The organism is Halomonas binhaiensis (genome assembly GCF_008329985.2).
Lineage (GTDB): Bacteria > Pseudomonadota > Gammaproteobacteria > Pseudomonadales > Halomonadaceae > Halomonas > Halomonas binhaiensis.
This window is the reverse complement of record NZ_CP038437.2, coordinates 4,042,559-4,057,118: the sequence shown is the minus strand read 5'-3', so window position 1 is coordinate 4,057,118 and position 14,560 is coordinate 4,042,559. Positions and strand designations below refer to the sequence as shown.

The window sequence follows — 14,560 nt, the reverse complement described above, 5'->3', positions numbered from 1 at the left end:
TGGAATGAGTCCTGAGTATAATCATCGCCCATTGCCGGTGTGGCGGAATTGGTAGACGCAGCGGATTCAAAATCCGCCGGGTGCAAGCCCTTGTCAGTTCGAGTCTGACCACCGGTACCACATTAAAAACAGTCGCTTACGAGCGGCTGTTTTTGTTTTTTTACCCCTCTGCTTTAGTTAGTCAGTGTTTGACCTAAGTGGTCAGTACTTGACCTAAATTAGTGTTTGATCTTCTCGTCCATTCCCGTGCGCATGGCGAGCCTTCACGGATAACCCTCCAAACAGGGAATGACGAAGTCATTGGATGCTTGACGTTGAATCAATATTTCCATATTTTTGGAAATATGGAAATTTCAAACGTCATCGAAAGCTTTTCCGCCCTGGCTCAGGAAACGCGACTGGAGGCTTTTCGCCTGTTGGTGCGGCACGAACCTGAAGGGCTTCCGGCCGGGGAAATAGCACGGCAACTGTCTGTGCCCCACGCCACCATGTCAGCGCACCTGGCGGTGCTGACACGCGCAGGGTTGGCAGCGTCGCAGCGCCAAGGTCGGTCGATCATCTACAGGGCCAACCTGAAGCATATGCAGGAAGCGATCCGCTTTCTAGTACGTGATTGCTGTGGGGGCCACCCAGAAGTGTGCGGTCCTCTAGGCATGTCATTGAGCGATTGCATTCCGGACCAAGAGACTAGATGAGGCGGTTATGAATCCCCAGATCTATCACAACCCGAACTGCGGTACCTCGCGCAATACCTTGGCAATGCTCAAGGCTTCCGGTGAAGTCCCGGAGGTGATCGAGTATCTCCAGACCCCTCCGAGTCGAGCGCGTCTCGTGGAGCTCCTGTCGATGATGGAAATCGCTCCTCGGGACTTGCTGCGTCGCAAGGGCACGCCATATGACGAACTGAAGCTGGATAACCCTGGGCTGAGCGATGAGCAACTGATTGATGCCATGATGGAGCACCCGATCCTGATCAATCGCCCCATTGTCGTGACAGCGAAAGGGGCCAGGCTATGCCGCCCCTCGGAGACAGTACTGGACCTGCTGGAAAACCCTGTCGAGCGCTTCGTGAAGGAAGATGGGGAAGTGGTGCAGCGTGCTGGAGCCGGGCAATGACACTGACAACGATAACGCCGCATGACCTTCCCAATCATGACCTTCCCAATATAGACCCGGAGCAGCTTCGTCCCATCGACGAAGGCATGTTGGTCGCCCCGGGGGAGGCGCAGCACGCTCCGCGAATTCTGGTGCTGTATGGTTCCTTGCGCGAACGTTCATACTCCCGGTTGGTCGCGGAGGAAGCGGGGCGTTTGCTGCGCTGGTTTGGCTGCGAAGTACGGACCTTCGACCCAAGGGACCTTCCCTTGCCCGATGCCACTGGCGCCGATCACCCAAAAATTCAAGAGCTGCGCGATCTTGCCGCATGGTCAGAGGGCATGGTGTGGGTCAGCCCGGAACGGCATGGGGCGATGACGGCCATCATGAAAGCCCAGATAGACTGGATTCCTCTGTCTCTTGGTGGAATACGTCCGACCCAGGGCAAGACCTTGGCATTGATGCAGGTATGTGGCGGAAGCCAGAGTTTCAATGCGGTCAATCAAATGCGCATTCTGGGGCGCTGGATGCGCATGCTGACGATCCCCAATCAGTCTTCGGTACCCAAGGCTTTCACCGAGTTCGATGACGACGGTCGCATGAAGTCTTCGCCTCTCTATCTGCGTATCGTGGATGTATGCGAAGAGCTGGTGAAGTTTACCTTGCTGACTCGGGGGCGCAGCGAGTACCTGACCGACCGTTATTCCGAGCGGGTAGAGAGTGCTGAACAAGTGTCTCAGCGCGTTAACCAGGGCTCTGTATAGGGCGGCATCATGAGTGAGCAGCATATGGCCACACAAGCAGAGGAAACGTCCGGTGGTATGGGCCTGTTCGAACGCTACCTGTCTCTATGGGTAGCGCTGGCCATTGTCGCGGGTGTCGCGCTTGGGCAGTTTGCACCATCGGTGCCCAATGCTCTCGCACGCTTCGAATATGCTCAGGTCTCCATTCCTGTCGCCATGCTGATCTGGGCGATGATCTTTCCGATGATGGCTCAGATCGACTTCAATGCCGTGGCAGGCGTGCGCAAGGAGCCCAAGGGGCTGGCGATCACGACCGTAGTGAATTGGCTGATCAAGCCATTTACTATGTTTGCCATTGCCTGGTTTTTCCTGATGGTGCTGTTCAAGCCCTGGATCGAGCCGTCACTTGCCAGTGAGTATCTGGCGGGAGCTATCTTGCTGGGTGCTGCGCCGTGTACGGCCATGGTATTCGTATGGAGCTATCTGACCCGAGGGGATGCTGCCTACACTCTGGTGCAAGTCTCTCTGAATGACCTGATCATGCTGTTTGCCTTTGCTCCTATCGTTGTTCTGCTGTTGGGGATTTCAGATATTCAAGTGCCCTGGAATACCGTCATTCTGTCGGTGGTGTTGTATATCGTCATTCCCCTGAGTGCAGGCTATCTGGTGCGGCGCACGCTGATCAATCGTCATGGTCAGCCGTGGTATGAGTCGGTCTTTCTCAAGCGTCTGGCGCCAATCACTCCTGCGGCCCTGATTGTCACCCTGGTGCTCCTGTTTGCCTTCCAGGGCGAGGTCATCCTGGCCAATCCCCTGCATATTGCCCTGATCGCGGTGCCGCTGGTCGTCCAGACCTTTCTGGTGTTCTTCATCGCCTACGGTTGGGCAAGACTCTGGAAGGTGCGTCACTGTATTGCTGCGCCGGGAGCCATGATCGGAGCAAGCAATTTCTTCGAGCTAGCCGTGGCCGCCGCCATTGCCTTGTTTGGCCTGCAGTCCGGAGCGGCATTGGCCACGGTGGTCGGGGTGTTGGTGGAGGTGCCTTTGATGCTGGTTCTGGTGCGAATTGCCAACAACACCCGAGATCGATTTCCGGTGTAGAGAACCGCGTGAGATGAACGTCACCTGCCTGGCAAAACGGATTCCTCTCATCGCATTGCGCCACTGACTGGTAGAGCCGAGATTACCCCCATTCCTTAATCTTGTTGGCTGCAGTATGCTCATCAAGTGAACGAGTCCTTCTCCCTTGTGGAGGAGGGCTTTTTTTCTTGTTGTCCCGGTCCATGCCAGGCCCGGGTTAGGAGGTCGTATGCATTCACCAAGGGTCATCAATCGCCTGGATGTCGAGCGTTTGCAGCGGCTGATCGACGCTGTCGAGCAGCAGGATGAAGCGGTCGCCGAGACGTTGGAAGAATATCTGCTGATGGCGGAAGTGATGGATCCAGAAGACATGCCGTCGGATGTCGTCAGCATGAACAGCCAAGTGCGCATCACGGATGTCAGTAGCGGCGAGTCGCTGGCACGCACACTGGTCTATCCTCATGCCCTGGCATCGACGCCAGGTGCGATTTCGGTGATGGCACCGTTGGGAGCATCATTGCTGGGGCGGCGCCTTGGAGAGCAATGGGATGGCCCTAGAACAACGTCTGGTGTGCGTCGTTGGCGTCTGGAAGAGATCCTGTGGCAGCCCGAGCGAGAGCATGAATATCACCGCTAAGGGCCATCATGACCTTGTGATGATCTGCATGTCTGTGAAGTGGTGTTACGCTTACATTTTCGTTTCCGTTATAGGGAACTGACGAGGAATGTTCATGCCGCTATCACTGTGGATGTCCTTGGCTGCCATCTGTGCCATGGGAGCGATGTCGCCAGGTCCCAGTCTGGCTATGGTATTGCGCCACACCTTGGGGGGCGGTCGAGCTCCAGGGGTCATCGCGGGGGTGTCCCATGCCTTTGGCGTCGGCTTCTACGCGTTGCTGACGGTCTGGGGGTTGGGGGCAGTGATCGAGCGTCATCCTGCCCTTTTTCAGGTGATCACCTGGGGCGGTGCCGCCTATCTAGCCTGGCTAGGCATCAAGGCTCTGCGGGCAGGACGTGGGGGAGCGCTGCATGCGCAGGCTGCACAGACCAGCATGGGGCATGCCGCCAGGGATGGGCTGATGGTGGCGCTGGCCAACCCCAAGCTGATCCTGTTCTTCGTGGCGCTGCTTAGCCAGTTTGTGACGCCTGACATGGGGGCTGGGCAGCGCGCGATCATTGTGCTGACGGCCATGCTCATTGATGGCGGCTGGTACATCCTGGTGGCGCTGGGCCTGTCTCATTCTCGTGTCCTGCCATGGCTGCAGGCCCGGGCTCACTGGATCAACCGTATTACAGGCGTCTTGCTGCTCGGTATTGCCATTCGGGTCGTGCTGGGATGAGTCGCTCAAGCGGCGGGTATGGCGCGCTGCAGGATCTCGTCAACCGAAGTGCCCCTCGGTAACACACCATAAGCTGGACTGGCCTCGTTGCCGAGGCGCGAACGACAATATGCCTCGGCAATGCATGACGGCGAGTGCTCGAGCAACAACCTGGCCTGGAAGCATTGTGCCAGGCGCTGAGTGATCCAGCGTGCTCGTGGCAGCAGATCCTCCACTGGAGCCGGGAGCTCGCATTCAAGTGCGCCGAGTGCACGGTCCAGTACCGAGCTTTGATGGTGAATGGGAGCGAATTCCTGGCGTAATGCATCGATAGACTCAGGATGACGTGCCAGCACACGCAGTACATCCAGACAGATGACATTGCCAGAACCTTCCCAGATGGAGTTGACCGGGGCCTCTCGATACAGCCGTGCCAGTGGCGCCTCCTCGACATAACCGATACCGCCCAGGCACTCCATGGCCTCCGCCATGAATCCTGGGCCGCGCTTGTTGTGCCAATACTTCGCCAGGCTAGGCAGCAGTCGGGCCAGGGCTGCTTCGTGACGGTCGCCCTGGCTGGCGCGATCAAAGGCGCGTGCGGTGCGCAGACACAAGGCAAGGCCTGCTTCAATTTCCACAGCCATATCGGCAAGCAGAATGCGCATCAGAGGTTGCCTTGTCAGCGTCGTGCCAAAGGCCTTGCGCTGGTTGAGGTGATGCCAGACTTCGCGCCATGCCTGACGCATCATGCCGATGGGGGCGGTGGCAGCATCCAGGCGAGTCTGCTGCACCATTTCCAGAATGGTGGCAATGCCGCGCCCGGGCTCGCCAATGGGTTGTGCCCAAGCGTAGAGGTATTCGATTTCGGCGGAAGCATTGGAGCGATTGCCGCACTTGTCCTTGAGCCTCTGGATCTCCATGGGGTTGCGCTCACCGTCCGGGGAGAAGCGTGGCACCATGAAGCAGCTCAGGCCTTCATCATGCTGGGCCAGGGTCAGGAAGGCATCGGACATGGGGGCGCTGCAGAACCACTTGTGACCAACGAGCCTCCAGCCATCCTCGCAGGCCTCGGCCCGGGTGGTGTTGGCGCGAACATCGCTCCCTCCTTGCTTCTCGGTCATTGCCATGCCGAAGGTCAGTCCCTTCTTGGCCGTAGCGGGTAGTGGTCGAGGGTCGTAGTCGGTCGACATCAGGCCCTGTGTCCAGAGAGCCGGGAGTCGGGTGTCCTGGCGCAATACGGGTAATGCCGCGTGGGTCATGGTGACAGGGCAACATACACCAGCTTCTGCCTGGGTCATCAGGTAAAGGCCTGCTATATGGGCCTGATGCCCACCGCGACCTTCTTCCCGCCAAGCAATAGAATGAATGCCATGGCCGATGGCAAGTCGCATCAGCGCGTGATAGGCCGGGTGGTAGTACACTTCGTCCAGTCGTCGGCCATAACGGTCGAACAGGTGAAGTTCTGGAGGGTGACGGTTGGCGGTTTCACCCAGAGCCTGAACGTCACTGCTGCCGACCTGCTGTCCCAGAGTGGTGAGGTGCTGGACGATCCATTCCGGAGCCTCCCTGGCCGCTAGGTGGCGCAAGGGCATATCGTCACTGAAAGCATTGAAGTCTCCGCCAATACAGGGCTGATTGACCACCTCATGCGTGGCAAGACGTTCGCGGGGAGCATGGTCGCCCGACTCATGCGTTTCACGACTGATGGCTCGGTCGGCATCCTTGGACATGGAGGAGCCCTCCTGGAACTATGCTGTTATGGAAGTGCATTTTCATGAGGACATGCTTTCATCAGTATGTTTTCTGGATATAGGTACGCTTTCTGGATAAGTGCCCTTCCTGGATATTAAGTATGCTGTCTAGATGTAGGTGTGCTTTCTTGACTGTGCTTTCTTGAGCATGGGTTGCGAGTTACGAGAGGTCAAAGTGATCCTGCATACAAGCAGGTGACGCATTTGCGCAGCGCGGGTAGTCTGATGGCTTTTGCACGGAGCCTTACCATGTCCATGGATAGCATTGCTGCCGCCAACGTCGCTGAGGCATCTGTCAGCCAGGTGACCGCCAGGGAACGGATCCAGCTGGTCGATGCCCGCAACCGGCCGTGCGGCAGTGCATGGCGTGCGCAGATGCGACGCATGAGCTATTGGCACCGTGCAACCTATATTGTGGTGCGTAACTCTGCAGGATTGTTGTGTGCCCAGCGCCGGACGCTGCAGAAGGAAGTTTTTCCCGGTGGTATCGACCTGGCAGCAGGGGGGGTGGTATGTGCCGGAGAGGCAGTGCGTCATTCTGCAGAGCGGGAACTGGCTGAAGAGCTAGGCATCAGAAAAGTGAAACTGGGTAAAGAGTTGGCGTTTGTTTATCGCCAGGATGGCCATCATATCTTCGGTAGTGTCTATGGAGTGGTCCACGATGGCCCGCTGGAGCTGCAAGAAGAAGAAGTGGCCCAGGTGTTCTGGGTCGAGCCTGATGAAGCCATGGCCCTGCCTGGGGTGACGCCGGATACTCTGCTTGCCGTGCGCCGGTTGCGCGAGCGGGAAAGGTGGTGATTCAGATGAGCGTACATGATCATGAATGCCGCACCCATAGCGGCGAGCCCTTCAACTTGCGGGCCTTGAGGGGACAAGTGCTGTTGATCGTCAATGTGGCCAGCAAATGTGGTTTCACCCCGCAATTGGCTGAGCTGGAAGCGCTATACCGTGAGCATCGTGAACGCGGCTTCACGGTATTGGGGTTTCCCTGCAATCAGTTCGGTCGTCAATCGCCAGAGTCTGCTGAAATGTTCTGTACTTTTGGTGAACGCCAATACGGCGTGACGTTTCCTTTGATGGAAAAGGTGGCTGTCAATGGTTCCCTGACGCATCCTCTGTTTCGTGAGCTCAAGGAAGCCGCACCGGGCGTGATGGGGACCCGGGCGATCAAGTGGAACTTCACCAAGTTTCTGGTGGCACGTGACGGCCGGGTAATACGGCGCTTTGCACCAAAAGATGGTGCGGATGCCATGCTGGTGGTGTTGGAGGAAGCGTTGGATGAGCCTATCGCTTAAACGGCCTCACCACGCGCAACGGCGACACGTTCTACCAGCTCGTTGAAGCGGTGGCGTGTCATCATGGTGGTCAGCCCCGAGAACAGTGCCCAGGTCTTGCGTCGCCAACCCTTGAGTCTCAGGTTATGGGCGACCAGGCGCTTCATCAGCTGCAGGTCGTCAAACTTTCTCCATTCGCCTGCCACTGACATCTGTGAGCGCGATAGCACAGGCGCCAGTTCCAGGCGGAAGATCCACTCCAGTTCCTTCAGGCTGATGTCGTGACGGGTGATGACTTCCACCATGCGGGCATAATCGGCCTCGCGAGGCTCTCGCTCCAGCCACAGCGGGGCCAGGGCCAGCCACAATTCGCCGCGTTCATCGACCAGGGTTTGTGCGTCCATAGACTTCTCCTCGAACGGTGGAGGGGATGGTGCACCAGAGGCTTTGTCACCACAAGTGCGGACAGCGTGGACGTGGCTCGCTAGAATGACGCATTAACGCGTTATTGCATCAATACGTTATTGCACCAATACAGAGGGAAGCGGTTTCCACTTCCTATTTGAGTAAAGCGGTTCTCGCAGGGAACCGCGTAGAACGAAGAGGTATGTCGTGATCATCAAGCCCAAGGTCCGCGGTTTTATCTGCACCACAACCCATCCTGTCGGCTGCGAGAAGAATGTTCTCGAGCAGATCGAGGCGACACGTGCCCGTGGTCTCGATACGTCCAAGGGGCCGAAGAAGGTGCTGGTGATCGGAGCATCCAGTGGCTATGGTCTGTCTGCGCGTATCACTGCCGCCTTTGGCTATGGAGCTGACACGCTCGGGGTGTTCTTCGAAAAGCCTGGCACCGAAAGCAGGCCGGGTACTGCGGGTTGGTACAATTCTGCCGCTTTTGACAAGTTTGCCAAGGCCGAAGGACTGTACAGCAAGTCCATCAATGGTGATGCCTTCTCCCATGAAGCTCGTGACAAGGCCATTGAACTGATCAAGCAGGATATGGGACAGATCGACCTGGTGGTCTACTCCCTGGCATCTCCGGTGCGCAAACTGCCGGATACAGGAGAACTCAAGCGTTCCAGCCTCAAGCCCATCGGCGAAACCTACACCGCGACCGCCATCGACACCAACAAGGACACCATCATCGAGGCATCGGTGGAGCCGGCTACCGAGCAGGAAATCGAAGATACCATCGCGGTGATGGGTGGCGAGGACTGGGAACTGTGGATCAAGGCATTGGCCGAGGCCGGTGTGCTGGCTGAAGGCGCCCGCAGTGTGGCATTCAGCTATATCGGTACCGAAATCACCTGGCCGATCTACTGGCATGGAGCATTGGGCAAAGCCAAGGAAGACCTCGATCGTGCTGCTGCTGCCATCGATGAGTCTCTCAAGACCAGTGGCGGCGGTGCCAACGTGGCCGTGCTGAAGTCGGTAGTGACCCAGGCCAGTGCCGCCATTCCTGTGATGCCGCTATATATCGCCATGGTCTACAAGATCATGAAGGAACAGGATATCCACGAGGGTACCATCGAGCAGCTCAATCGCCTGTTCGGCGAACGTCTCTATGGCGGCCTGGGCCTGGCGACCGATGACCATGGCCGCCTGCGCCTGGACGATTGGGAGCTGCGTGACGATGTTCAGCAGGCCTGCAAGGACCTGTGGGCCAAGGTCACCACCGAGAACCTGTCCACCATTACCGACTATTCCGGCTACAAGCATGAGTTCCTCAAGCTGTTCGGCTTCGAGCGCAAGGACGTGGATTACGACGCGGATGTCAATCCGGAGGTGAACTTCGACGTCGTCCAGCTGTAAAACGCATCATGGCAAGCGCTGATGGCACAATCTGCTCGTGACCGATATCGATAGCGCCACGCTAAGAAAGCGCGAATAAATCGACGAGCATGCCCAAGCGCAAGGCGCACGGAGCACAGGAGTCGGAGCATATGGGTTATATGCGAGGATTCCGCGCACCGCGCAACGTGGTGATTGGGCTGCGCAGACATTTATGCAACGCTTCCTGTACGCCGCCGGATATGCCTCCGGCGGTGTACCTTATGCACAAAGTGAATCAGCGCTGATGTATGCGCTCGGCTAACGTAGAATGGGTTTATCGCCAGCATTATTTTGAGATTTTCCCATGCCCAACCCTTCGATCACCACTCGTTCACCGGCATTGTTGCGCCAGGTGGGAATTGTGGTGATGCCCGGGTTCTCCCTGCTGGCTCATGCCTGCGCCACTGAACCTCTGCATGTGGCCAACCTGTTGTATGGCAAGACACTCTATCGTCTGACCAGCTATTCCTGTTCTGGCGAGACGGTGACCAGTGCTTCACAGCAAACCGTGCAACCTAAAGCCTCCATTGATGACTCTCCGGTGCAGCCTGACATGGTGCTGGTCTGCGGGCCGGCCAAGCTGCCGGCAGGAATACCCGACGAGCTGGCAGCCTGGCTCAAGCGCCTGGCCGCGGCTGGCGTCGTGCTGGGGGGAATTGGGGGCGGCACCGAGGCACTGGCGCGGCTTGGGCTATTGGATGGCTATCATGCCACCTTGCCCTGGCAGCGCTTTGAGGCTTTCGCACAGGCTCATCCCCGGGTGCGCCTTTCCCAGCAGTTGTTCGAGATTGATCGTGATCGCATTACCTGCGGGGGAGGTACTGCGGCCATGGACATGATGATTACCCTGGTGGAAAGTCAGCATGGTCCGGCGCTGGCGACGCGGATCTCGGAATACTTCGTCATGGAACGCATCCGCATGGGCGATGAGCCTCAGCAGGTGCCTTTGCGTTCACGCCTGGCTCATGCCCCGGAGAGCTTGATCGAGGCGGTCCAGTTGATGGAAGCCAACATTGAAGAGCCGTTGACGACCCATGAACTGTCCGAACACCTCGGGATTTCCCGCCGTCAGCTGGAACGCTTGTTCAAGAAATACCTGAAGTCAGTGCCGAGTCGCTATTATCTTGATCTGCGCTTGCAGAAAGCCCGGCGCATGCTGCGTGAAAGTGATCGACCGGCTGGAGAAATTGCCCTGCAGACAGGGTTTTCCTCTGCTGCCCATTTCTCCACCGCCTATCGCAACCACTTTGGCATGACGCCAAGGGAAGAGCGACTGGGCTGATTCTTGCTCCGCTGATTGCCACCAACCGGGGTTGCCACCCGCCGGGACTACTGCCAGCCAGGATTACCACCCATTGACGCTGAGGAAGCTTCAAGGAATGAAGACCATGGCTATCAAGTTTCGTCGCTCGACTGCTGCGGATGGACAATGCGCCATGCGAATCTGGAGGGGAGCCGTGGATGCGACTCACGATTTCCTTTCCGAGCAGGACCGACACGATATAGAGCAGGAGCTGGAGAGATTCCTGCCGAATGCTCCCTTATGGCTGGCCGTCGACAGCCAGGATAGGGGGCTTGGCTTCATGTTGCTCACGGACTGCCACATGGATGCCTTGTTTGTGGATCCCGAGCACCGCGGGGCCGGTGTGGGGCGAGCTCTGGTCGAGCATGGCCTGAGTCTGTGTCCTGCGCTGAGCACTGACGTCAATGAACAGAATGTCCAGGCAGTGGGTTTCTATGAGCGCATGGGATTTCAGCGTACGGGGCGTTCCACTACCGACGATCAGGGGCGCCCCTATCCGCTGATTCACTTGCGCTATCCCAGTAACGAATGAGCCAGTAACGGACGAATCAGAAACAGCTGAATCAATGATGCTGCAGCCATAACGACTGACGCACGTCGATTCCATGGTCTTTCGTGATCTCCCCATCTGACGAATCCAGAGAGATGTTCTGGATTCTCCTCTATATGTATATACATAAGTGCGGGCTCAAGCATGCCGCCCTTGGTCTCCCGGGGTGTTTCCTGCCGATTTTGTGTCTAGGAAAAAATAATGGCGGTCGATTTCATCTTAATGTATATACATATTGTGCTGCGTATGTAGCATCGACAGGCCCACTGACCCATGCCGAGGGTGGTTCGACGACGCCTCTCGGCCGTGCTGCAAGGAATCCTTCGCATGCCGAACAATGACAACAAGCTGCCCGACAAGAAATCTCTCAACAAGAAGGTGTTTTTTCCGGTCTTTTCCATCGTCATCCTGGCCGTGATTGTCGGCATGACGAATAACGAGTTGCTGGTGGAAATCACGCGGAAGATTTTCTACATATCGTTATCCGACTTCGGTTGGCTGTATCAGCTGATCGCGGTATCGGCCCTGGTGATCACTTGCGTGTTCTTCTTTTCCCGGGCAGGGCGCATCCGCCTGGGGGGAGAGCACGCCAAGCCCCGGTTTTCCATGCCAGCGACCTTCGCCATGGCACTGACCGGAGGGATTGCCACCGGTGTGGTGACATATGCGGTCAATGAGCCGGTCATCTACCTGGGCAATATCTATGGTGAGCTCAGCCAGCAGAGCTTTGCCGCCGGCAGCAATGACGCGGCCGTCTTTGCCATGGCTCGCAGCTTCCACAACTGGAGTTTCATCCCCTACGCCATCTACTCGATCGTTGGCCTGATGATTGGCTACATGCACTACAACCGTGGCATGCGCTTCTCGATATCCGCCACGGTCGCTCCAGTGCTTGGCCGCCACGGCGATGCACCCTGGGTGCGAGGCCTCATCGATGTGATTTCGGTGCTGGCTATCACCCTGGGGTTGGCATCTTCCATGGGCGCTGGCCTGGCGCTTATCGGCTCCGGCATCCAGGCGCAATACGGCATTGCCTCCAACCCTGTCACCTGGCTGGTACTGACGCTGGTGATCACCAGTATCTTCGTGATTTCCGCAGTATCAGGGCTCAAGCGAGGCATTCGCTGGCTGTCATCGATCAATGCCTATGTGTTCTACGCATTCCTGGCCATCCTGATCGTGGTGGGGCCTCTGACCTACATTCTCAGCCTATCCACGACCAGTTTCGGCTATTGGCTCAATCATCTGCTGAGCTGGTCATTCGACACCAAGGAATCCGGTGGTGAAGCGCTGGTGACCTGGTGGACGATGTATGACTGGGCCATCTGGGTCGCCTACGCACCATTGATGGGATTGTTTCTGGCGCGCATTTCCTACGGCCGAACCCTGCGTGAATTCCTGATTATCAACTGGGTGCTGCCTTCCGCCTTTGGCATCGTCTGGTTCGCCATCTGGGGTGGCTCGGCATTGAAGTGGCAGCTCGATGGCACGCTCGACCTGATCTCCGTGGTGCAGGAGCATGGCGCGGTGTCGGGGTTGTGGGGCTTTCTGCAGAACATTCCGCTGTCCGGGTTGCTGGTGCCGATGGCGATATTCACGTTGATTCTTTCCTTCGCCACGGCAGCGGACTCCATGTCGGCCACCATTGCGACCATCTGCACGCGGAACATCACCGCGGATGAGGAATCACCCAGAAGCCAGAAGGTCATCTGGGGGCTGTCGATCAGCGCCATTGCCTATCTGATGGTGGCCTTTGGCGGTGGTGCTCAAGGTGTCGATGGCATCAAGTACCTGGCGGCAGCCGGTGGCTTTACGGTGGTGTTCCTGTTTGCACTGATCCTGATATCGGCAGCCAAGGTGCTCCACGGACATATCAAGGGCGTCCCCGAGGCGGATGCTGAGCCAGACGGCCGCGTCGCGACGCAAGGAGCTCGCAATGAGTGATGTATCCATGCAAATGATGTCGGGCAAGCAGAAGAAGATGGACCAGTATGAGCGGATGGACCAGCAGGTTGTGATTGGCGATATTCCCTTGTCCTGGCGGGATGTGGTGAATGTTGCCCGCCATGCGGCTCCCCTGGTGTTGTCTCGCGCTTGTCGGGAAAGAGTGCAGCAAGCCCGAGACGTCGTTGAGCAGGTTGCGGCCAGTACAGTGCCTCACTATGGCATCAACACCGGGCTTGGTGCTCTGTGCCATGTGGTGCTGGAACGTGAAGCGCTATCGAGCCTGTCGAAGCATACGTTGATGAGCCATGCCTGCGGTGTCGGTGCCCCCCTGCGTGAGGATCAGGTCCGCGCCATCATGTGCTGTGCCGTCATCAACTACTCTCATGGCCATTCTGGTATCAGTCCGGCATTGGTCGAAAGGCTTGTCCAGCTGCTCAATGCCAACATCGTGCCGTGGGTGCCGTCCCGAGGCTCCGTAGGTTATCTCACGCATATGGCCCATATCGGCCTGGTGCTGATCGGCGAGGGAGAAGTGCTGGTCGAAGGCGGGCGGATGGCGGCGTCCGAGGTGCTGCGTCAACACGCTATCACGCCACTGGAACTGGGGCCGAAAGATGGCCTGAGTCTGGTCAATGGGACGCCTGCCATGACAGGGCTGGCCTGCCTGGTGCTGGACGATGCGGCGCGTGTCGCGGATTGGGCCGAGGTTGCCGGGGCAATGAGCTTCGAGGCACTGCGCGGCCAGCGTGATGCACTGGACCCGGCGGTGACAGGGCTCAAGCGCCACCCCGGGGTCCAGCATTCCGCAGGGATACTGCGCCGTCTGCTGACGGATAGTCCATGGTTGGAGCAGTGCCAGGGAGACCATCTGCAGGATGCGCTCAGCCTGCGTTCGATGCCCCAGGTACATGGTGCCTGCCGAGATCAATGGGAGCATGCCACGCGCCAGATCGATCTTGAACTGCAGTCAGCGACCGACAATCCCCTGGTCATCGCAGAAGATGGCCACTACCGAATTGTTTCCCAGGCCAACCCCCATGGTGCTTCCGTGGCCATGGCCTGTGACGTGCTGGCCATGGCAGTGGCCGAGTGGGGCTCGATGTCCGAACGCCGCAGTTATCGCCTGGTGACTCCCCAGGCCAATGACCTGCCTGCCTTCCTGACGCGGGAAGGCGGTATCAAGTCGGGCATGATGATTGCCCAATACACGGCAGCTTCCCTGGCTGCAGACAACAAACGCCTGGCCCAGCCGGCAGTGGTCGACAACTTCCTGACATCAGGACTGCAGGAAGACCATCTCAGCTTCGGCGAGAGTGCAGCGCTGAAGCTGGATCAGGCATTGGAGAACACCTATCAGATCCTCGCCATCGAAATGCTGCTTGCTGCCCAGGCGCTCGACCTGATTGAAGCACCGGGCTTTGCTTCGGGAACGGAGCTGGCGCGGAGACTGATCCGTGAACAGGTGGCCTATTACATGGAAGAACATCCCTTGCACCGGGATATCGAGAACTTGCACGCCTGGCTAAGGCACCCGCATAGCCTGAGCCCGTTCGCCGGCTATGTCGGCTGAATCCAGATGAAGAACGCCCCCAATCGGGGGCGTTCGAGACTGCTGACAAACTACTGACCGAACACTGCTGTCCCAGTGCTACTGATCGAGCACTG

General features: G+C 57.9%; 15 protein-coding genes and 1 tRNA gene. 14 read left to right on the top strand and 2 right to left on the bottom strand.

Translation table 11 applies throughout. From position 1 onward, the window contains the following. Positions 1-33: 33 nt before the first annotated feature. The 7 genes from E4T21_RS17770 to E4T21_RS17740 all read left to right on the top strand — a co-directional run bounded on the left by E4T21_RS17770 (position 34) and on the right by E4T21_RS17740 (position 4,258). Positions 34-120, top strand: a tRNA-Leu gene (locus E4T21_RS17770). A 224-nt stretch (positions 121-344) separates the two neighbouring features. Next, complete coding sequence (locus E4T21_RS17765; protein WP_149286301.1) at positions 345-695, top strand: ArsR/SmtB family transcription factor; 351 nt, start codon at positions 345-347, stop codon at positions 693-695. Between the two features lie 7 nt (positions 696-702). Next, positions 703-1,116: an arsenate reductase (glutaredoxin) gene (arsC, locus tag E4T21_RS17760; protein WP_149286300.1), complete on the top strand. Its 414-nt coding sequence runs from the start codon at positions 703-705 to the stop codon at positions 1,114-1,116. Next, positions 1,113-1,859 (top strand): arsenical resistance protein ArsH, encoded by a 747-nt coding sequence (gene arsH, locus E4T21_RS17755; RefSeq protein WP_149286299.1) that lies wholly within the window; start codon positions 1,113-1,115, stop codon positions 1,857-1,859. The genes arsC and arsH overlap by 4 nt, the downstream gene beginning before the upstream one ends. 9 nt (positions 1,860-1,868) lie before the next feature. Further along, positions 1,869-2,939: an ACR3 family arsenite efflux transporter gene (gene arsB, locus E4T21_RS17750; protein ID WP_149286298.1), complete on the top strand. Its 1,071-nt coding sequence runs from the start codon at positions 1,869-1,871 to the stop codon at positions 2,937-2,939. Between the two features lie 208 nt (positions 2,940-3,147). After that, complete coding sequence (gene rnk / locus E4T21_RS17745; protein WP_149286297.1) at positions 3,148-3,555, top strand: nucleoside diphosphate kinase regulator; 408 nt, start codon at positions 3,148-3,150, stop codon at positions 3,553-3,555. A gap of 94 nt (positions 3,556-3,649) precedes the next feature. Continuing rightward, complete coding sequence (locus E4T21_RS17740; protein WP_149286296.1) at positions 3,650-4,258, top strand: LysE family translocator; 609 nt, start codon at positions 3,650-3,652, stop codon at positions 4,256-4,258. Positions 4,259-4,263: 5 nt separating this feature from the next. On the opposite strand, the gene E4T21_RS17735 is transcribed toward E4T21_RS17740, so the two are convergent. Continuing rightward, complete coding sequence (locus E4T21_RS17735) at positions 4,264-5,967, bottom strand: acyl-CoA dehydrogenase family protein (protein WP_149286295.1); 1,704 nt, start codon at positions 5,965-5,967, stop codon at positions 4,264-4,266. A gap of 270 nt (positions 5,968-6,237) precedes the next feature. Between E4T21_RS17735 and E4T21_RS17730 the strand changes: the two genes are divergently transcribed. Next, complete coding sequence (locus E4T21_RS17730) at positions 6,238-6,786, top strand: NUDIX hydrolase (protein WP_149286294.1); 549 nt, start codon at positions 6,238-6,240, stop codon at positions 6,784-6,786. Between the two features lie 5 nt (positions 6,787-6,791). Next, entirely contained in the window at positions 6,792-7,283 is a 492-nt protein-coding gene (locus E4T21_RS17725) for a glutathione peroxidase (RefSeq protein ID WP_149286293.1), read from the top strand. Here E4T21_RS17725 and E4T21_RS17720 read toward each other — a convergent pair. Then, complete coding sequence (locus tag E4T21_RS17720) at positions 7,280-7,666, bottom strand: DUF7079 family protein (RefSeq protein WP_149286292.1); 387 nt, start codon at positions 7,664-7,666, stop codon at positions 7,280-7,282. The two genes, E4T21_RS17725 and E4T21_RS17720, sit on opposite strands and share 4 nt — an antisense overlap. 208 nt (positions 7,667-7,874) lie before the next feature. Here E4T21_RS17720 and fabV point away from each other — a divergent pair, with 208 nt between their 5' ends. The 5 genes from fabV (at position 7,875) to E4T21_RS17695 (ending at position 14,465) form a co-directional block, all read left to right on the top strand. Beyond that, on the top strand, positions 7,875-9,074 hold the full coding sequence (gene fabV / locus E4T21_RS17715; RefSeq protein WP_149286291.1) for an enoyl-ACP reductase FabV: 1,200 nt from the start codon (positions 7,875-7,877) through the stop codon (positions 9,072-9,074). Between the two features lie 325 nt (positions 9,075-9,399). Further along, a complete protein-coding gene (locus tag E4T21_RS17710; RefSeq protein ID WP_187775034.1) occupies positions 9,400-10,377 on the top strand; it encodes a GlxA family transcriptional regulator in 978 nt (325 codons plus the stop codon). A 106-nt stretch (positions 10,378-10,483) separates the two neighbouring features. After that, positions 10,484-10,930 (top strand): acetyltransferase, encoded by a 447-nt coding sequence (locus tag E4T21_RS17705; RefSeq protein ID WP_205423414.1) that lies wholly within the window; start codon positions 10,484-10,486, stop codon positions 10,928-10,930. A gap of 345 nt (positions 10,931-11,275) precedes the next feature. After that, positions 11,276-12,892, top strand: coding sequence for a BCCT family transporter (locus tag E4T21_RS17700; protein WP_149286289.1), 1,617 nt, complete (start codon positions 11,276-11,278; stop codon positions 12,890-12,892). Next, positions 12,885-14,465 carry an HAL/PAL/TAL family ammonia-lyase gene (locus tag E4T21_RS17695; protein WP_240349212.1) on the top strand — a complete coding sequence of 527 codons (1,581 nt, stop codon included), beginning with the start codon at positions 12,885-12,887 and terminating at the stop codon, positions 14,463-14,465. Before E4T21_RS17700 ends, E4T21_RS17695 begins: the two co-directional genes overlap by 8 nt. The last annotated feature ends 95 nt before the right edge of the window (positions 14,466-14,560 follow it).